Origin of the sequence: Alkalihalobacillus trypoxylicola, assembly GCF_001590785.1 — a bacterium.
Lineage (GTDB): Bacteria > Bacillota > Bacilli > Bacillales > Bacillaceae_D > Alkalihalobacillus > Alkalihalobacillus trypoxylicola.
In genome coordinates this window covers 1-19,711 of the sequence record NZ_LTAO01000004.1, presented here as the reverse complement: position 1 = coordinate 19,711, position 19,711 = coordinate 1, and the positions used below count along the sequence as shown (strand labels likewise).

Here is a 19,711-nt window from a genome sequence, read left to right as displayed (position 1 = left end):
TTGAAAATAGTGTGTACTTTAAGTATAATTTATTTAATCATATATTTTGGGTAGAGAATAGAAGAGAAGACCCTCAGCGAAATGACCTTATTTCGTTGTGGAAAATTCTCTTCTATTTTTTTTGCGGATGTATGATAAGATCATATTGCTTCTTATGAAAGCGTTTTAATTATATTAGGGGAGGGTTTTTAAAATGAGGCGTTTTACTAGTTTACTAATGTTAGCAATAGTTTCAGTCGTTGCTTTGGCAGCTTGCGGAGGCTCTGATTCAGATGATTCCAATGGAGGCTCTGGAGGTTCCGTTACTTTATATTCACCAGAGACACCTGATATGACACGTGAAATTGCGGAGGCTTTTGAAGAGGAAACTGGAATTTCTGTTAATGTTCAATATGCAGGGACAAATGTTTTAGTTAATCAGATGATTGCTGAAATGGACAATCCACAAGCTGATGTTTGGTATGGTGGAGGTGGACTTTTACCATTTGAATCTGCAATTGACCGAGGATTCATCGGTTCTTATACTCCTGAAATTGCAGAAAATTGGGAAGTGTATCAAGATGGAATCAAAATGAGACATGAAGATTTCAGGTGGGTAGGCCTTGAAGTGTTTGTACTAGGTTTAATTTATAATACAGACTTAGTAGATGAGTCAGAACTACCGCAAACTTGGGACGAGTTATTAGATGAAAAATGGGCAGGAGAAATTCAAATACCAAACCCTGCAGCCTCAGGGACGGCAACATTATTAGTACTTAGTCAGCTAATGGAAAAAGGAGAAGAGGCTGGTTGGGAATACTTTGATGCTTTAGTTCAAAATGTAAGCAGTTTCCCAGACTCGGGTGGAGCTCCTGCTCAAGCAGCCTCAACAGGTGAAGCATCAATTGGTGTTGGATTTGACTTTATGGCTTACCAAATGAAAGATCGAGGTGAGTCGGTTGACTTTCATATTCCAGAAAATACACCTGTTCTTGTAAACCCTGCAGCTATTATTGAAAACGGACCAAATCCAGAAGGCGGACAAAAGTTTATTGACTTTATGCTTTCTCCAGAAGGGCAGCAGATTAAAGCAGATTGGTTCCACATTCCTGTTGACCCTAGTATTGAAGGGAAATCACCGTTAACGTTAGATGGTCTTCAAGATAAAGCGATGGATTTAGATATTGATTGGGTTGTAGAAAACTATGATCGTATACGCAATGAGTGGAGAGAAAGATACCAATAACTAGGTGAGGTATTGGTAAGGAATGTAACTTAGGAGGGCATAATAATGAGTGGTGTAATCGTAAAAAATCTGGTGAAAAAATATAATAGTGATGTTACGGCACTTAATAACGTAAACATTGAAATCAAAGAAGGGGAGTTTTTTGCCCTTCTTGGCCCTTCAGGCTGTGGGAAAACGACAACCATGCGATGTATTGCAGGCTTTGAAACACCAACGTCTGGGGAAATTCTTTTTAATGATAAAGTAGTGAATAAAGTACCAGCTAATAAACGGAATTGTGGAATGGTTTTTCAAAGCTATGCTTTATTCCCACACTATAATGTGTTCGAAAATGTTGCCTATGGGTTAACGATTCGCGAATTTTATAATGGGAGTTTTGGTTCGAAGATTTCTAGCTTTGCGCGTTTACTAAGTAGACGTTTAGCTAAGCCGCCTAAACATATTGTTGACAAAGTTTCTGAGGCACTTGATTATGTAGAGTTAGGTCACTTAGCTGAACGTGGGACAAACGAATTATCAGGTGGTCAGCAGCAGCGTGTTGCATTAGCTCGTGCTCTTGTTATGGAACCATCTGTATTGTTAATGGATGAGCCTCTTTCTAACTTAGATAAAAAATTAAGAAACACAATGCGAACGACCATAAGAAGAATACAACAAGATGTTGGAATCACTACCATTTTTGTTACACATGACCAAGAAGAAGCGATGAGTATGGCAGACCGTGTTGCTGTTATGAAAGATGGAGAAATTATCCAAAATGCAACACCTACTGAATTGTATAGTAACCCTGCGACTCCATTTGTGGCTGATTTTGTAGGGTCATCAAATATTTTTGAAGGCCAAATAGTTGAAAGAACCGCAACAGGCTCTGTTGTGAAAATGGAACATTTTACGTTAAAATCGAATTTTTCGAAGGAGCATAAAGACATTAAAGTATTAATTCGTCCAGAGGGAATGGAAATATATGCGAAAGATACTGCTGTCAATCATGAAAATATTATTGAAGGAAAAGTAATTATGCACACTTATCTTGGACCGAATATTCGGTATGATGTAAAAGTAGGTAAACATGAGATCGGAATTGAAAAAATATATGTTCCTGGAGAACGAGTCCTGACAAATGGCGAGGATGTGAAGGTAACGGTTGACCCAGAGAGGGTGTTAATAATATGAGTAAACGTAAGTTAAAAGAAGGCTCGTTCCTCTCAAGATTCGATAGTTTATCTGGTATGAAATGGCTTGTAATTGTATTCTTCTTTTTATTCTTAATATTGCCATTGTTTTCAGTTTTCTTAGTAAGTTTTACAGGACAACCGGTAAATATTCTAGGATCTCTTGTTAACCCAGATATTTTAAAAACTAATATTGAAAGGCTCTCCAATGCATCCTTTGAACATTATGAAAAGCTGTTAGCTGGTGGGACTTATTACAACGCTTTAATCAATAGTCTTATGCTCTCTTTAGGAGTTTCAACTTTAGTCATTTTGTTATGCTTGCCGATTGCTTATGGCTTCGCTCGTACAACGATGCCTTTAAAAAAGTTTTATGCTGCATTATGTACGTTGCCAATTATAGTACCAACCTTTATCTCGGCAGCGGGCTTTATTATTATGTTCGGCCGAACAGGCTGGGTGACAACTTTATACCAATCATTAGGAGGAGACGGGACCGTTTTTAATGTCTATTCAATGACAGGAATCGTATTAGTTCAAATTTTCTTCTTCTTCCCGTTCGCTCTATGGCCGATGGTAGCAGCATTTAAGCTCAGTGATGTATCGTTAGAAGAAGCCTCCCAAAATTTAGGGGCGAAGAACTGGATTACGATGGCTTTTATTACCTTTCCGTTAGCTATACCAGGGATTATATCGAGTGCACTTCTTATCTTTACAGTTAGTTTTTCTGATTTTGGGACACCGATTATCCTAGCACCCGATGGATTAAATCTAATTGTTGTTGAGGCATATCGAGAAATCTCTGGATTTTTCAACTGGGCTGGAGCATCGATTTTAACGGTTGTAATGGTCATTGTAGCTGCCTTTTTCTTTTGGTTACAAAGACTTGTTACTAAAGGGAAAAATTACGGAACCTTATCAGGAAAACCAAAGCAATTAAAGTTGAATGATAACAAATGGGTTACTACTGGTTTGGCTATATATACAGGAATAATTGTATTAATTCCTTTATTAGCTGTTTTATCCGTGGGGTTACAATCTTTTGCTACCACATGGGGAGCGGATCTTTTACCGCGCGGCTTTACTTTAGATCATTACAAAACGATTTTTAATCGTTCTACGAGTAATATAATGAACAGTATTATCTTAGCGATAGGGGCTTTACTATTAAGTGTTATTGTTTCGACGCTGGTTTCTTACTTTGTTGTGCGACAAAATGCGGTGAAATTAGATTTTGTTTCTTCTATTCCGCTAATTGTTCCAGGAATTGCCTTAGGGATTGCCTATATTCAAACCTTTAATACGGCACCTCTTCAATTAACTGGAACGGCTACTCTGTTAATTATTGCCTATGCAATAAGGCGAATGCCTTATATGATTCGTTCAACGATGGGAACGATGATGTCTATAAAGCCTGATATTGAAGAAGCTTCTGTTAATCTAGGTGCTTCAAAGCTAATGGCGATTTTAACGGTAGTTGGACCTTTAATGCTTCCAGGTATTGCAGCAGGCTCCATCCTTGTGTTTGTTACCGTCATTAAGGAAACATCTGTTACAATTTTGATGGCTCCTTCTGATTGGGCACCGATGAGTTTAGTTGTATTTCAGAATTTATTACGCGGAGAGGTTTATACCGCTTCAGCTATGGCCATTTTAATTATTGTTATTGTTTTATTATTACAATATATTGCAAGTAAGATGACTAAGAACTCTCTATATTAGAGGTGAATTGAATGACAACAGGATATATATTTGATTTAGATGGTACTGTTTATTTAAGTAATCAAGTAATTGATGGTGCTAAAGATACGATTGAATATATACGTACACAAGGCGATAAGGTGGTTTTCCTTTCAAATAATTCGGTTTATTCTAGAGAAGAGTACGTAAATAAACTAAAGAGCATGGATATCACTGTTACACTAGATGAAATTATTAACTCTAGCTATGTAGTGGCTAAATATCTAAAGAATAACATGTTGCCTGGAGAGAAGGTTTGGGTGCTGGGCGAATTGGCTTTACTTAAGGAATTAGAGCTTCACCAAATTCCTCTTACCCATGACCCGGAAAACGCTAATTATGTAATCATTTCATGGGACCGTGACTTTACGTATCATAAGCTATTACAAGTATATAAGGCATGGCAAGCTGGTGCAAAGCTGTTTGCCACAAATCCAGATCGAACTTGCCCAACAGATGTAGGACAAATTCCTGATTGTGGAGCGATCATAGGTGCGATAGAAGGTGCGACAGGAGAAAAAATTGATGCTGTAATCGGGAAGCCTTCACGCTTTATGGCTGAAGCTGCAGTCAATCAACTTCAGTTGACATATGACCAATGCTTTATGATAGGAGACCGGATAGAAACAGATATAAAAATGGGCTTTGAGGTGGGAATGAAGACGATTATGGTTCTCTCAGGGATAACGAACGAGAAGATGCTGAAAAACTCACCTTTTAAACCAACTTATACTTTAAAGAGTATTAAAGAAGTACCTACTATTATGAAGCAATTAATGTCATGACAAGAAGCAGGTGTATAAAATGGGAAATTCGATGGTTGATTTAGTTGAATCTCAGGTAATCTCTGCAATCAATAAACCGGAATTAATTGATGACGCTATTCGTAGTCAATCTAATGTCGCTTTCTTATTAACGGGTGATATCTTATCTTTACCTAAGTATATTCAACGCTTAAAAGATGCAGATATGCATGTTTTTGTCCATCTAGATTTTATAGAAGGAATTTCTAATGACAAAAGTGGGATTAAGTATATTGCTCGAGTATTAAAGCCAGTAGGAATTATTACAACGAAAAGTCATTTAATTCGTTTTGCTAAGGAAGAAGGAATGGTTACTATCCAAAGACTTTTTCTAATAGACAATAGTGCTATTAAAAAAGGGATTAGCATGGTAGAGAAGTCAAAGCCGGATGCATTAGAAATTTTACCAGGAATTATGCCCCGAGTGATTTATGATTTAACCGAAAAAGTATCCCTACCATTAATAGCTGGAGGTTTAATTCAGACAGAAGAGGAAATTCTTTCTTCTTTACGGGCTGGCGCATTGGCTATTTCGGTAGGAAGCACTAATTTATGGAATTTAAATTTATAGGGATAAAAAGACTAGACGAAATAGATGTCTAGTCTTTTTGATTTTAAATAATTTTTTCTGGATTTAATGGTAAATAAACCATTGCATGAGTCATTTATTAGCTCCTTATACTATTAAAAAGTCATGAGAGGAGTGGAAATAATGGCTTCAGTAATCACAAATTTATCAGATAAAAGAAGACAAAAGCAATGGAAATTTGAGCGGGGTATACTCAGACATTTATCCATTAAAGGGTTAAAAAAGCATGTGGAACAGCATTTTAGACCGATTATGCCATTTCAATTCTTAGTAAACCCCTTTTTATTAGACCCGATTATGGATTTAGCTATCGATGCTTATTTAATTGGTGCTGAGTTTAGTCGTATTTGCTATTTAGGGGAAACGGATGAAGAAGTTAAATTGCGGTGCCAATTAGAGTTACAAGAGCTTTCTCATTCGTTATTTCATATTTTATACGGTTGGTTTGATACGAAAGGTGGTTCGAACGAAGAATCCTTATCCATTTTATCAGACACATTTGTGGATTATTGGTGGGAACGTGGTTTACAGGAAGGAAAGAAAAGGTATCGGATGAAATTGCACTAAATAAATGGCTAAAAAGGCGCTCATAATGCTCATCTTGTCCCAATATACATAAGTATAAAGAGACAGGAGGGATTATGATTGAAAAAGTCATTAGAAAAGTGGCTAAAAGGAGCGGCTTTTGCAATAGGTATAGTCGCCATCCTTTTTATTATTCAATTTCAATTTATTAGTAATGATTCTTGGTCAACATGGAATTTACCGTTATCTGGTAAGGTGATTGTTCTAGATCCTGGACATGGAGGTATCGACGGTGGGGCGATGTCAAAATCTGGACTATTGGAAAAAGATGTCGCGCTAGAAATAAGCTTGAGTTTACGTGATTATCTACAGGAAGCGGGAGCACTAGTCGTAATGACTAGAGAAGAGGATTATGATTTAGCTGATGCTAGTACAGAAAAAATTAGACATCGTAAGCAAGAGGATTTAAAAAGAAGAGCCGACATTGTGAATGAAACAGATGCTGATTTATTTATTAGCTTGCATCTAAATGCTATTCCATCACCAAGGTGGAGTGGAGCGCAGGTCTTTTACCACCGCTCTTTTTCTGAGAATGAACATTTATCTAATTTTATTCAAGATGAGTTAACCCGAAATTTAGAAAATACGAAGAGAATTGCCAAGCCTATTCATAACATCTATTTATTAAAAAATGCGAAAATACCAGGAGCACTTGTGGAAGCGGGATTCTTGTCTAATGAAATAGAAGCGGGCCTTTTAGAAAAAGATCAATATCAGCAAAAGGTAGCAGCTTCCATTTATCAAGGAATTATTCGTTTTTATACAGATGAAGTGCCCCCCTCTCCTGAGTATGAATAGGGTGCAAACGCTTCACGTCTGATTAGCTTAGTGTGCTATACTAAATAAAAGGGTTAAGAATGGAGAAGGATGGTGTTTGAAGTGCTAGCAAAAGAGAAAATTATCGATGCTCTGAAAAGGGTAAAAGATCGTGATTTAAATAAAAGCATTGTCGAAATTGGTGGAATTCGTAACATTAAAATAAATGAAGATCGAGTTAGTTTAAAAATTGCTGTCTCAAAAATGGGAACAGGCGCACAAATGGAGCTTCAACAAGAAATCGTCCAAATTGTAAAAAACGAGGGAGCTTCATCAGTTGGACTTCGTTTTGATCAATTATCAGACGATGAAATAGAAGCGGCAGGAGGATTTCCAAAACCTAAATATGAAGGCCCAGCTCTTTTAAATCCAGAAAGTCCAACTACCTTTATTGCGGTTACAAGCGGTAAGGGTGGTGTTGGTAAGTCAACGGTATCTGTAAATTTAGCAACATCCCTTGTTCGTCTCGGTAAAAGAGTAGGAATTATTGATGCTGATATTTATGGCTTTAGTGTTCCTGATATGATGGGAATCGATGAACGCCCACAAGTTGTAGAAAATCGGATTCTTCCTGTTGAGAGATTTGGTGTAAAAGTCATCTCTATGGGCTTTTTTGTTGAGAATAACGCTCCTGTTATATGGAGAGGTCCAATGCTAGGAAAGATGATTAATCAATTTTTTACGGATGTAGAATGGGGAGAGTTGGATTATTTAATTTTAGATTTACCACCTGGGACAGGTGACGTTGCGTTAGACATACATAAAATGCTACCACATTCCAAAGAAATATTAGTTTCGACTCCTCATGCAACAGCTGCTTTTGTCGCTGCGCGAGCGGGGACAATGGCAATAAAAACACATCATGAAATTCTTGGTATTGTTGAGAATATGGCTTATTTTGAAAGTGAGTTAACAGGCGAGAAAGAATATGTGTTTGGAAAGGGTGGGGGCGATCGCTTGTCAGAGGAATTAAAGACAGAAATCCTCGGAAGAATTCCATTAGGGCAGCCTGAATTGGACGAAGAAGAATTTGCTCCATCTATCTATTCAGAATCAGATAAAATCGGAGCCGTCTATATAGAAATAGCGAAGCGTGTCATTGAAAAAACAAAAAGAAAAACGAAAGCTTAATTTTAACAACAAAAAAACTGCTCTTTTCTTTATAAAAGGGCAGTTTTTTTAATGATTATTCTTGTTCACTTTCTTGGCTTGAATCCTGTCCACTTTCAGAAGAGCCTGATCCGCCTTCTTCATCCTGCTTTTTCAGCTGTTCCTCTGTGACATTTGAAAGAATTTCATTTATCTTCGCCATAAAATAAGGACTTTCAAAGGATTCAGACATGATGGTCATGACCTGCTCACGATATTCTTTTGACTTTAAAAGCTCTAAAATCGAATCCTTAATTTCTTGATCTTGAAGAATAGAAACCATCATCGTTTGATATTCAGGGTCCTTCATGAGTCCCTTTAAAATCTTTTCATTTTCTGATTGCATAGCTTCTGCGAATGTTTTCGCGAACTCAGGGTCTTTCATCGTTTGCTGCCAAAACGCTTTACCTTGCTCAGTAGTTAGTGTTTCTTGAATCGTTTCTTTCACAAAAAAATTGTCCATGACTAAATCGTGACGCATCTCTTCATCATGCATAAGTTCTTGTATGGCTTTTTTTCCTTCGTCGGTTTTTAGCATATCAACCATCATTTTTTTTGTGGTATCATAATCAGCTTGTCCGCTATTTTCTGCAGCGGCACAGCCTGAAAGCAAAGTAATGAATAAACATAGAAAGAGCCATTTGCGTAGTGCGTTCATTCTTGCTGCTCCTTTCGGTCATTTGTCATTAATTTGAGACATTTTATCATTTTTTATTCATTCAAGATTAAGAACAAGTGGTAATTATATGAGAAATTTTGATACAATTAAAAAAGTATGATTGAAACATGGAGGAAAGTACTGTGAATAGTAGAAAAGTGGTTTTTTTATTTTGGTCAACTCTTGTTATCGGTTCTCTGAGTGGAACGATAGTAGGGTTTTTCTTTGATTACGATTTATTAGTAGGAGATGGGTTTTTAAACCTGTTTTTTGGATTAGTTTGGTTATTAGGAATTACCGCATCCTTCACCTTAATTGCTCAAATGGGCTTTTTTGCTTACTTAACGGTGCATCGGTTTGGATTAGGGTTATTTAAAACAGCTAGGCTTTGGAATGCTGTTCAAATCATTCTAATTGCTTTTGTTATATTTGATTTAATTTACTTCAGGTATGTTGCTTTTGCATCAGGTGACGAAACAATTTTTCATTATATGCTAATGCCTCTTCTTTTCACATTATATTGTGTTCTGATTGCCTTCTTGAAATCAAAGGATACGAATAAGGCAGCCTTTATTCCGGCTTTATTCTTTATGGTAGTCGTAACATCTATTGAGTGGGTACCTGCTCTTATTGAAAATAATGTTAAGTGGTTATGGGTATACTTTACACCGCTTCTTGCAGCCAATACTTGGCAGTTATTAATCCTTCATCGATTACAAAGTAGTGATGATGGTAAAAGTAAAAGAGGAAACCCTGGTCAAGAACCTGCTGTCCTTGTTAGGGAGAATAGTAAAAAGAAGAAAAAAAAGAAAAAGAAATAAAGTCGAGTCCACTGCTCGTCTCAGCCTGTCGATAAATGTCTCGTAAAGCGAGATGATGGACAGGCTTAAGGATAATTCACGAGCATCTTTTTGACCTCCCCTTAGGTGCAGGGGACATTTTTGGCGAAAAGAAATTGAACTACTCTCGGGCAGGCGAATAGCAAGATACGGCTCTCTATTTGCATAAAAAAGAGCCTTTTATGAATGAAAAAGGCAGGGCCAAGGGAATGGATTCAAAAGAGAAAGCTCTATTTGCCGAAAAAGAACGGTGCTGACAAAAAAGGGTATGGGAGAATCCTATTCACCTTTAAAAGGCTGAAATAAATAAGAAGGGTCTAATTTTCCGATTAATATTATAACGCCTCTGAGTTTTCATTTCTCAAAGGCGTTTTTTCTAATGCTTTAGGATTTACAATCGCGCGCTCTCTTGTTTAGTAAATCTCCTTATTGGTCGTATGAGCATTGTCCATCATTTGATCGAGGTTAATAAAAGAGTATCCTTTTTCCTTCAGCTGTTCAATAATGACAGGAAGCGCTTCATGGGTCTGCTTAACGGAATCAGAGGCATGGAAAAGTAAGACATCGCCTGCGCTAGTTTCTGATACTACATTTTGAATAATTTGTTCAACGCCAGGGTTTTTGTAATCTCCAGAATCAATACTCCAATGTATAACACTTAACCCTTGTTCATCAGCCAATTGAAGAACTCTTTTATCAAAGGCACCATTTGGTGGGCGCAATAGGTGAGGTGTCTCTCCTGTAATCTCTGACAAAACCTGCTGTCCTCTCCGTAAATCCTTCAGAATTTGTTCATTCTCCCAATTGGTATAATCTTTATATTGATAACCATGACTTCCGAGTGCAAAGCCTTTTTCAACGATACTCTTAGCTAAATCTGGATAACGTTCTGCCCAAGAAGCTGAAACAAAGAAAGTAGCTTCTTCAATGTTATTTTGCTCTAATGCTTCTAAGATGGGTCCGATACGTTGCTCTCCCCAGCTAATATTAAAAGTTAGAGCAACTTCCTTCTCTTCGATTTCTGCTCGATAAAATGCCTGTGGTCCTTCAGGTGTAGCGAAAACAGATAAATGAGTACGCTCTACATATAAAAAAATAGCGGCAACAAATGCAGTAAGCACAATAATAGAAGCAGTCTTTATTCGTTTAGCATTAATGACCCAAAAGAGATTCATTCACACGCCTCCTTCAATTTTCCTTAAAATATCTTATGCAAAAGAGGACAAGATATGAATAAAACTTGGTCAGTAAGAAAAGAATTGTAAGGTACCATTTTTTTCTAAGGTACGGTCGAACAGTTACTAAAAGTCGAGGTGTCGTTGGATGTTAGGTGTACTATTATCAGATCAAGAAGTTAAAGAGGTAGAATTTGTTTTGAAAAGGGAGCTAGAGGAAATCTTATTAGATTTAAGTGACCCAAGAATTGATGAAGTGGTAAAGCTTGTGATGGAAGAAAAATACGAAATTATCTATGGAATTTATAAAAGATTTGGAACACCAGAAGATAAAATGAAATATGTCTTACCTAAAACAAAAAGAGGATATAAATAAATCGATATAAGAATGTTTAAAATAATACTAAATAGAAAATCAAGTACTGCAATTTAAAACCAGTACTTGATTTGTAAGGAGGAATTGGAGAGTTCATTTAATACTTTGGATAGGAGCCTTTTTTCTTTTTCAGTCTTTTCTTAAAGTCCTGCTTAAGAGGATGATTTGAAAGATTATTAAGCTCAAACGAATCAGTTGCAAGATGGTAAAATTCATCTGTGTCATTAAAATGATGGATATACTTAAATTCTTTTGTGCGAAGCATTTCAGTGTTTTCCCATACAGATAATTGGTCTGCTTTATGCTCTTTTAAAGTTGTTAAAAGGGGTTTGACGCTTGTTCCGTCTAAAGCTCCTTTATATTGGATTCCAGCAAAATCTAAAATGGTTGGAAATAAATCAACAAGTTCAACTAATTCCTCTACCTGATCAATTTGTTCAATGCGTGGGTCAGTTATAATAAGTGGGGTTCGAACAGAGCCTTCATACATGATTTGTTTCTGTAAAAGGCCGTGATCGCCAAGCATTTCTCCATGATCGGATGTAAGAATAATAATCGTTTCTTCCAAAATTCTTTTTTCATCTAAAAGATTTATTAAATCACCAATATATTGATCGATTTGGCTAACCATAGCAGAATAATAACGTTTCACTTGTTGAATATCTTCAGCAGTCATGTCGGAATAAGTCCCTTGTCTTTGCTGAACCCACTGCGGTTTTGCCTTTGTTTCCTTTTTAATTGAATCCGAAAAATAGGTGTTTTGATAAAAGGTAGCCCATTTTTCAGGTGGATCCCAAGGATCATGAGGGTTTACAAAGGTTACATCACAAAACCATGGCTGAGAGGGTTCGACTTCATTTAAAAATTTTTTGGCTTTGCTTAAAATAAAACCATCTAATGTTTTTTGTTCGTCAAAAGGAGATGCCTCTGTATACCAGGTATTTTGCCGGTTTCGTTTACGATAATCATCTAGATGTGTTTGGAGAAGTCCTTGTTTTTTTAGCCAGGCCTGATACGGTCCTATTAACGCTTCGTTCTCTGATTGCATAAGTTGTCCTGTTCGATTTTTTGCTGAACTCATTTTCCCTTCTACTTCGAATGGATGAGTATACCCTAAGTGGTAATTCAAAGGCATTTGTCCGTTTTTAAAATCTAATGAAGGCTTTTGGAAGTCGAATTTTCCAAACCCGCCAACCTGGTAGCCGTTTTTACGTAATTGTTGGTAAAAGGTAGGCTGCTCTAGTGGGAAATGATGATCATTATTCAAAATCCCTAATCGGAAAGGATAAAGACCGCTCGAAATGGAAGCCCGACTCGGAACACAAGTCGGACTATTCGATATGACCTCTTTAAAAAACGTACCATTATGAGCAAGCCTATTTATATTGGGAGTGTAAATCTTTTCATCATGAATACCAAACCAATCGAATCGCCATTGATCAAGCATAATGAATAGAATATTTGGCTGTTTATTTATCATTGGCTACCTACTAAAGAAGCTTTTAGAACTTTCTTTAATTTACTCGCCGCCTTTACCTGAACTTCTAAATGTGGAGAGATATGAAAATCATAATGACCTAATTGAATGACTTCTTTAAGCTCTTCAACGTTTTTGCAGTCTTTAACAAACGTATTATACACACAACCATATTGTAAGTGTTGATGAGTATCACTTCCAGCTACAATAGGTAGGTCTTTCTGATAAGCCCAAATTTGCAAAGTTTCTTTCATTTTTCTACCGTATTTATAAATATCTTTTCCATTAAGATCAACCGCATCTAAATGTCCAAAGACAAAATGATCATGATGAGTTAAAGGGTTGGACTCTCTAAAAGGATGAGCACCAATTTTTAAGAAATTGAAAGAAACGGATAAAGCAAATAAATCGGCAATTGGCAGGAAATTTTCTTTAGTTAAATACGGCTGTAGCTTCTCGACAAATTCCCGTATATCCTCACGATGACCGATAAAAAGGAAATGACCACCTTCCTTTGCATCAACCTCAACACCAGGGAATACCTTGATACCTTCAACCATATAATGTCCTGACTGATAAGTATATGTGTCATCTATTTGTTCGTATGTTTCTTTAAAATGATGGGCATTAAAATGTTCTGTTAAAGCAATTGCATCAAGTCCTGCCTGTTTAGCTTCTTTCATCGATTCAGAAAAATCCTTAAGAGAAAAGGGAGTTTTTTTACTCAGTTTTCCATGGGTATGAAAATCAATATTCATTATAATCATCCTCTCTTTATCCTATTACATTTAACTTCTTTCTTCGTTGTAAACCTTGTACTGTTCATTCATTTCATCAATAATGTCTTGCCCGCCATTATTCAACCATTGATCAACAGCTGTTTTCACATCACTTATTTCACGTCTTCCAACAACAATCTCTGTTAAGATTTGTTCGAATTCCGCATTAAGCTGAGCACCCTGGTTAAGATCGGTTTCTGAGATTAAATTAGGGTTATCACTTTCCCAATAGTACTCTTCGTTTGTTTCATAATAGCCAGCTAACTCTTCGAGGAAATCCTCTCCTAACCACCAGTAAGATTTGTGTAATGGATTCCAAGGTCGTAAGATGTTCGTTCCGATTGTAGACGGTTCGTCCTCATCCCACTTGTCTAATTGTTCATAAGTACCATCGTCATTTTGTACCCAGTGTATATCCTCGAGTCCATGTCGAGTAATTTCATAACCTTCTGTTACATTCCACTCAAATAAAGCTAATAGTCTGCGAGCTTTCACTTCGCTCATATCAGAATATAGAACAGATTTAAAATAACTAGGGCGCGATGGGGTTGTTCGTGAGCCGTCTGGTCCGGCAGGTGGAATAAAAAACGTTAACTCGGCATCAGGGTCAATCTCTTTTATATCCTCAGCTTCTTTGCGATGAACACTGTTTGGATTTACATACTCAATTCCGGCAATTCCCATACTTAAGCGGTCGTTTGCATCTCTCCAATCGGAATGCAGCATAAAGTCTTTGTCTAAAACGTCCTCTTCATAGGCCTTTCTCATAAAACCAATATATTCTTCAAGCTCATTTAATTGAGCTTGGTAAGGAACGAGCTGACCGTCAATGTCAATCCAATCGCGAGCAAGTCCAAATGCTCCACCGCGCCAGGCTGTACCGGTCACATCATCAAATAAGCCAATAGAAGAAAAGCCGATTGTATCATTCATTCCAGTTCCATTTGGGTCATCGTGTGCAAATGCATATGCGACCTCATAAAAGTCTTCAATTGTATCAGGAACTTCTAGCCCGAGGTTGTCCAACCAATCTTGACGAATGGCAAGCATATTTCTCGTTTGCAAGCGATATTCTGGCACTCCAAAATAATGGCCAGGAGGATTTAACTGTTCCCATGCCTGTTCTGGAATATGATCATTTAAGCCGGGATAATCATCTAGTAAAGGCTTAACATCATAAAGAATGCCACGTTCTGCCCAATCAATGTATTCTTTTGGATCGTTATAACCGAATCGCCATACATCAGGAACATTTCCACTAGCAACGAGCGTATTAAAGTATTCACCGAAATTATCACGGTCATAGTACGTCCATTCCATCGTGATATTAAATTTGTCCTCAATATATTCATAAATTGCATTGTTCTCCTCACTTACAGGTGAACCCGTTGTAAGAAATGAGATCGTTAAGTGCTCACTGAAATCATAAGGATCGACCTCGGTATTTTCCGAAGAGTCTGCTGATGTTTGATTGTTAGATAGTGATTCTTCTTGTTCTTGTCCTTGTCCGCTTGCACAACCTACTAGCATAAGAATAGAAGCGAGAAATAAGCTTATCTTTTTCATTTTTAAATCCTCCTAATAGTTGATTAATCCTTCACAGAACCTAAGAGAAACCCTTTGTTGAAATATTTCTGAAAAAACGGAAATAGGATAATTAAAGGTGTAATCGTAATGACGATAGCGGCCATTCCAACTGCCGGGCTGAATAAAATATCGTTGTCGCTAGTAATTAAATCTTCATCTAAAATAAGGAGCCGACGTAATAAAACTTGAAGAGGCATTTTATTAGGATCCTGTAAATAAAGAATTGCGTCAAAATAAGAATTCCAATGGGCTACCATATAGAAAATGGTAAACGTCGCAATGGCTGGTTTTGCTAAAGGTAATGCTACGGTCAGTAGAAGGCGCCATTCTCCACAGCCATCAATTTTTGCGGCCTCTTCCAACTCTCTAGGAATGTTAGTAAAGAGACTTCTCATAACAATCAAATAAAATGGTGAAATCGCTGATGTTAACCATAACGCCCAATAGCTATCGATTAATCCAAGATTAGAAACAATGAGAAATAATGGAATCATTCCGCCAGTAAAAATCATCGTAAATAAAATTAAGAAATTGATTTGCTTTCTTCCAGGTAACCAATTTTTTGATAAGGCATAGGCCATTAATGTGGTCATGAACATATTAATAAATGTTCCTATGCCGGTAATAACAACAGCATTTTTAAATGCAACGATAAATTCACTACTAGAAAGGAGGTAACGATATGCATCAAATGTAACGTTACGCGGAATCAGAAAAAAACTTCTAGTAATAAACTCACTTCTCGCTGCAAATGAACTTGTATACACGTATAAGATGGGAAGGATAACTGATAGTGTAATAATAGATATAATCGTATAAACAGCTATATCAAACAGTCGATCCTCTGTTATCTTGAGCTTCCGCATCAATAAACACCTTCTTTTCCTAATTTCTTTGCGATTCGATTAGCTCCCATGACCATTAGTATTCCGACTATTGATTTGAACAAGCCAACGGCCGTTGTATAGCTGTATTGGCCACCTAGAACTCCTGCACGATATACATATGTATCAAAGATATTGGAAACGTGTAGATTTAATGGATTTTGCAGTAAGTATACGTGAGTGAAGCTTAAATCTAAAAATCCTCCAAGTCTTAAGATGAACATGATAATAATTAAATTGGCAATTGAAGGTAGGGTAATATGCCAAATCATTTGTAAACGAGTAGCACCATCAATTCTTGCTGCTTCATATAATTGGGGGTTGATCGATGATAGGGCGGCTAAATAAATAATGGCGTCCCAGCCCATTCCGTTCCAAATGTTGTGGATGACCCATAATGGCCTGAAATAGCTAGGATCTGTCATTAACTCTATTCTATCTAAGCCCATTGTTTGCAGAAGTTGGTTAATGACACCTGATTGTGTTGAGAATAAAGCTGTTGTTATTCCGACTATGACAACCCATGAAATAAAGTGCGGGGTATAAAGGATCGTTTGTATACTAGTACGAAACCAACGTATTCTAATTTCATTTAAAAGAAGAGCAAGGATAATCGGTGCTGGAAAATAAAAAATAACGTCATAAATACCTAAAACGACTGTATTCCATAATAAGTCTAAGAAAATTCTCTCTGTGAAAAGACGTTCAAAATGTTCGAAGCCTACCCACGTACTATTTAAAAACCCTTTAAACGGATCATATTCAAAAAAAGCAACCGATAAGCCGATCATAGGACCGTATTTAAATAGAAGGAAATACAAAATCCCAGGTAACATCATGATGTAAAGGGGAATTCCTTGCAAAAGCCTTCGTTTTAAGTTCGGTTCTGCTTGAATAGATTTCGTTGAGCTTAATTTCTTATTATGCAATGTAGTTGGCTTCACCTTAATGTCTCCTTTCTTTATTGTCTAGACATCTTACAAGTACATATTCTAACAATCGCATGTAAATTAGTTGTTAATAAAAGATAAAAAAACATTTTGTCTACTTAATAAAACTTTAACAATTGAGGAAACGGTTTATTTTATAAGGTTTTTACTTGTTTAATGTTATTATGCTAATGATTAAGTATTTCTTTAAATGAGCTATATGGTAAACTTTAAATAATTTTAATATGTCTAGAGGTGTAAGTGATGGGTAAGTCGTTAAGGCCAAGTTATATGGAAATAAGAGACAAGTTATTTGCTTCTATAGAAAAAGGTGAGTTTTGTATTGGAGATCAATTCCCTTCTGAGATAGAAATGGCGAAATCCTATGGTGTAAGCAGGGAAACGTTTCGTTCGGCTGTTAAAGTGCTTGAAAAAGAAGGTCGAGTGGTTGTAAAAAGGGGAGTCGGAACATTTGTAACAACGCCACTAAAAACCATTCCGAGTAGTTTGGAAAAGTTAACAAGTATTACTGATATTATTAGGGCGGCTTCTTTGCAAGAGGGAGATCGAAGTGAGCAGATTTCCGAAATGTTGTGTGAACCAGAATGGGCAGAAAATTTACAAGTTAAAGTGGGGGATCCAGTCATTCTTCATGAGCGTATTCGTACAGCTGATGGCGAACCGGTTGTCTTTTCTTTGAATATTATTCCGCGGGCGCTCATTGGAGACGCTTTCGAGAAAAAGGAATTTTCAGGTTCTTTGCTCCAATTTATTGAAAAGCATTGTCGTGTCAAAATAGAACAAGCAGACACTGAAATTGTTGTTCCGCTTCATACGGACCGTTATTGTCAAAAACTATTAGTCCATCCTCATACGACAGTGCTATTAATGAAACAAGTTCATTATGATGAAATTAATCGACCTGTTTTTTATTCGATTGATTATTTAAGAAATGATGTTTTTAAGTTTATGATTCGAAGGAAAAGGTGAGGGTGGGTATGATGGTTCGTACCATGTTATTAAGTGAAGTTGCTCTAAATGTAGAGAAGTTGATTAGAAGAATTGGCGATTCAGCTATGAATGATGTAACTCCAATTGAAATTGACACAAAGAAAAGTAGAAGTGATCTTGTAACATCGGTTGATCGCGAATTAGAAGAGAACTTAATAGTAGGTTTGAAGGAGCTTGTTCCTGAAGGGAAGGTATTGTCAGAGGAGACATGCTCACAAACGATGCTTGAAGAATTTCAGTGGACGTGGGTGATTGATCCGCTAGATGGAACGGTGAATTTTGTTCATGATAATCAGCGTTATTGTATATCGGTTGCTCTATGTTATGGTGAAGAGCCTTATTTAAGTTGGATTTATGATTTGAGTAATCGAGTAATGTATAAAGCTGAACGAGGAAAGGGTGCTTATGCGGACGACGAAAGGATATTCTGCTCAAACCGAGCTAGACTAGAAGAAAGTTTAATAGGTTTTGGATTTTCTGATGGAGTAAAGAACCATCAGAAAGTAACCTTACATAAATTAGAGTTTCTATTGTCTCATTGCAGAAGTGTTCGTATATCAGGGTCCTCATGTTTAGATTTTGCTCTAGTTGCAACAGGTCGTTTGGATGGCTTTTGGCATTATGATTTAGAGCCGTGGGATATTATGGCGGGTCGTTTGCTAGTAAGTGAGGCAGGTGGTGGTATTTCTGAATTAAATTCGTCTTCCATGCCAATTAAACCGGTATGTGTGGTTGCTGGTAATTCTTATATACATAAAAAGCTTCAAAATACTCTTCAATTGTAGTGAGGTGTTACATATGCAAGAAACAGCTCTAATGGACCGATTACTTCTGGTTTGTCAGTGGATTTATAAATTGTTTCTTTTGAACCTCTTTTGGCTAGGTTATACTCTTTTAGGTCTTGGATTCTTTGGTATCTTTCCTGCGAGTGTTGCTTTGTTGACCTTTTTTAGAGATGAGTTTCTAGGTAAAAACACTGAATGGAAAGGTCGGTTTTTTCGAATTTTTAAAAAGGAATTAGTGAAGTCCAATTTATATGGATGGAGTTTTGTTTTTGCTGCCTACTTGGGATTTAATGCTGTGAGTGAGATTCAACAGTTAAATAGTATATTGTGGCTAGTCTTTCTAGTAGGTACATGTATCCTTTTAGTTGTGTCGGTGTATGTGCCTGCCTTGTATGTTCATTATCATTTATCTCCTTTGGCATACATGAAAGCGGCTTTTATTTTAACGTTTAGTTTCCCTGTGATTACTGGGGCTAAAATCGTATCATTGCTTTTTTTATATTATCTATTTAGTGTATTTCCAGCATTTCTACCTTTCTTTTTGGCTAGTTTACCTAGCTGGGTGCTCATTGTTTTCTCTATGTCCGCCATAAAAAAGCTTGAATCTGAATTTAAGATTTAGATTGCACAATTGATAAATGCTGTTCTTGAGCGGTGATTTTGAACGAAATATGGAAGTGAGTTGATTGTGCCTTTTCTTAGGGGCGCGGTGCTTGCTTCCTTTTATTTGTGCAGTGGCTTTATATAGATTTTATTTATGTTTTTCTAAGATAAATAATGGGTGTTGAATTTTAAGGTCGTGATTGGTTAATATAAGAAATATAAATTATTTTAAAAAAACACTTGCAGTTATTTTCTGAGGGTGGTATATTATTTCTTGTCGCTAAGACAGCAACAAAGTTTTTTGAAAAGAGTTATTGACAAAATGTTGCTCGTTTGATACGATGTGAAAGTCGCTATTAAAGCGATATAAGTTCTTTGAAAACTGAACAAAAGCCAAGCGAATTAAAGAGATACAAGGTATCTCGTCAATTGTTAGTCATTGAGAAATCAATGCAAAATGGAACATCGATGAAAATCGAGGCCAGCAAATTATGAGCGAATCAGCTTATCCTTTAACGGAGAGTTTGAT

General features: G+C 36.7%; 20 protein-coding genes. 13 read left to right on the top strand and 7 right to left on the bottom strand.

Annotated elements, in window-relative coordinates; genetic code table 11:
- The first annotated feature begins 193 nt into the window (after window positions 1-193).
- The 8 genes from AZF04_RS04115 (at window position 194) to AZF04_RS04080 (ending at window position 8,061) form a co-directional block, all read left to right on the top strand.
- Window positions 194-1,225 carry an ABC transporter substrate-binding protein gene (locus AZF04_RS04115; protein ID WP_045486836.1) on the top strand — a complete coding sequence of 344 codons (1,032 nt, stop codon included), beginning with the start codon at window positions 194-196 and terminating at the stop codon, window positions 1,223-1,225.
- Window positions 1,226-1,270: 45 nt separating this feature from the next.
- Window positions 1,271-2,398, top strand: a complete 1,128-nt coding sequence (locus tag AZF04_RS04110; RefSeq protein ID WP_061947689.1) for an ABC transporter ATP-binding protein — start codon at window positions 1,271-1,273, stop codon at window positions 2,396-2,398.
- Entirely contained in the window at window positions 2,395-4,119 is a 1,725-nt protein-coding gene (locus tag AZF04_RS04105) for an ABC transporter permease (RefSeq protein ID WP_061947688.1), read from the top strand. The genes AZF04_RS04110 and AZF04_RS04105 overlap by 4 nt, the downstream gene beginning before the upstream one ends.
- 11 nt (window positions 4,120-4,130) lie before the next feature.
- Window positions 4,131-4,922, top strand: coding sequence for an HAD-IIA family hydrolase (locus tag AZF04_RS04100; protein WP_061947687.1), 792 nt, complete (start codon window positions 4,131-4,133; stop codon window positions 4,920-4,922).
- 19 nt (window positions 4,923-4,941) lie between these two features.
- Entirely contained in the window at window positions 4,942-5,511 is a 570-nt protein-coding gene (locus AZF04_RS04095; RefSeq protein ID WP_061947686.1) for a glycerol-3-phosphate responsive antiterminator, read from the top strand.
- A gap of 141 nt (window positions 5,512-5,652) precedes the next feature.
- Entirely contained in the window at window positions 5,653-6,096 is a 444-nt protein-coding gene (locus AZF04_RS04090) for a DUF2521 family protein (RefSeq protein ID WP_061947685.1), read from the top strand.
- 78 nt (window positions 6,097-6,174) lie between these two features.
- Complete coding sequence (gene cwlD / locus AZF04_RS04085; protein ID WP_061947684.1) at window positions 6,175-6,912, top strand: N-acetylmuramoyl-L-alanine amidase CwlD; 738 nt, start codon at window positions 6,175-6,177, stop codon at window positions 6,910-6,912.
- A gap of 81 nt (window positions 6,913-6,993) precedes the next feature.
- Window positions 6,994-8,061: an Mrp/NBP35 family ATP-binding protein gene (locus tag AZF04_RS04080; protein WP_061947740.1), complete on the top strand. Its 1,068-nt coding sequence runs from the start codon at window positions 6,994-6,996 to the stop codon at window positions 8,059-8,061.
- A gap of 55 nt (window positions 8,062-8,116) precedes the next feature.
- Here the strand turns inward: AZF04_RS04080 and gerD are convergent, their stop codons facing one another.
- The gene (gerD, locus tag AZF04_RS04075; RefSeq protein WP_061947683.1) at window positions 8,117-8,737 is read right to left on the bottom strand and encodes a spore germination lipoprotein GerD; all 621 of its coding nucleotides are present in this window, start codon (window positions 8,735-8,737) and stop codon (window positions 8,117-8,119) included.
- A gap of 143 nt (window positions 8,738-8,880) precedes the next feature.
- On the opposite strand from gerD, the gene AZF04_RS04070 reads away from it, so the two are divergent.
- Window positions 8,881-9,558, top strand: a complete 678-nt coding sequence (locus AZF04_RS04070) for a KinB-signaling pathway activation protein (protein ID WP_061947682.1) — start codon at window positions 8,881-8,883, stop codon at window positions 9,556-9,558.
- A gap of 431 nt (window positions 9,559-9,989) precedes the next feature.
- Here the strand turns inward: AZF04_RS04070 and pdaB are convergent, their stop codons facing one another.
- Complete coding sequence (gene pdaB / locus AZF04_RS04065) at window positions 9,990-10,751, bottom strand: polysaccharide deacetylase family sporulation protein PdaB (RefSeq protein ID WP_061947681.1); 762 nt, start codon at window positions 10,749-10,751, stop codon at window positions 9,990-9,992.
- A gap of 148 nt (window positions 10,752-10,899) precedes the next feature.
- On the opposite strand from pdaB, the gene AZF04_RS04060 reads away from it, so the two are divergent.
- Window positions 10,900-11,127: a hypothetical protein gene (locus AZF04_RS04060; RefSeq protein WP_045486868.1), complete on the top strand. Its 228-nt coding sequence runs from the start codon at window positions 10,900-10,902 to the stop codon at window positions 11,125-11,127.
- Window positions 11,128-11,224: 97 nt separating this feature from the next.
- Here the strand turns inward: AZF04_RS04060 and AZF04_RS04055 are convergent, their stop codons facing one another.
- Genes AZF04_RS04055 through AZF04_RS04035 form a run of 5 tightly spaced genes read right to left on the bottom strand, consistent with a single transcriptional unit; the run spans window position 11,225 to window position 16,798 of the window.
- Entirely contained in the window at window positions 11,225-12,607 is a 1,383-nt protein-coding gene (locus tag AZF04_RS04055) for a sulfatase family protein (protein ID WP_061947680.1), read from the bottom strand.
- On the bottom strand, window positions 12,604-13,362 hold the full coding sequence (locus AZF04_RS04050; protein WP_061947679.1) for a PHP domain-containing protein: 759 nt from the start codon (window positions 13,360-13,362) through the stop codon (window positions 12,604-12,606). The genes AZF04_RS04055 and AZF04_RS04050 overlap by 4 nt, the downstream gene beginning before the upstream one ends.
- Window positions 13,363-13,392: 30 nt before the next feature.
- Window positions 13,393-14,949 carry a type 2 periplasmic-binding domain-containing protein gene (locus AZF04_RS04045; RefSeq protein WP_061947678.1) on the bottom strand — a complete coding sequence of 519 codons (1,557 nt, stop codon included), beginning with the start codon at window positions 14,947-14,949 and terminating at the stop codon, window positions 13,393-13,395.
- 23 nt (window positions 14,950-14,972) lie between these two features.
- Window positions 14,973-15,836: a carbohydrate ABC transporter permease gene (locus tag AZF04_RS04040; RefSeq protein WP_061947677.1), complete on the bottom strand. Its 864-nt coding sequence runs from the start codon at window positions 15,834-15,836 to the stop codon at window positions 14,973-14,975.
- Window positions 15,836-16,798 (bottom strand): ABC transporter permease, encoded by a 963-nt coding sequence (locus AZF04_RS04035; RefSeq protein WP_235599920.1) that lies wholly within the window; start codon window positions 16,796-16,798, stop codon window positions 15,836-15,838. The genes AZF04_RS04040 and AZF04_RS04035 overlap by 1 nt, the downstream gene beginning before the upstream one ends.
- 249 nt (window positions 16,799-17,047) lie before the next feature.
- Between AZF04_RS04035 and AZF04_RS04030 the strand changes: the two genes are divergently transcribed.
- The 3 genes from AZF04_RS04030 to AZF04_RS04020 are packed head-to-tail and all read left to right on the top strand — an operon-like array spanning window position 17,048 to window position 19,201.
- Window positions 17,048-17,773 carry a GntR family transcriptional regulator gene (locus tag AZF04_RS04030; protein ID WP_061947676.1) on the top strand — a complete coding sequence of 242 codons (726 nt, stop codon included), beginning with the start codon at window positions 17,048-17,050 and terminating at the stop codon, window positions 17,771-17,773.
- 8 nt (window positions 17,774-17,781) lie between these two features.
- Window positions 17,782-18,579 (top strand): inositol monophosphatase family protein, encoded by a 798-nt coding sequence (locus AZF04_RS04025; RefSeq protein ID WP_061947675.1) that lies wholly within the window; start codon window positions 17,782-17,784, stop codon window positions 18,577-18,579.
- A gap of 13 nt (window positions 18,580-18,592) precedes the next feature.
- Complete coding sequence (locus AZF04_RS04020) at window positions 18,593-19,201, top strand: YesL family protein (protein ID WP_061947674.1); 609 nt, start codon at window positions 18,593-18,595, stop codon at window positions 19,199-19,201.
- Window positions 19,202-19,711: the final 510 nt, after the last annotated feature.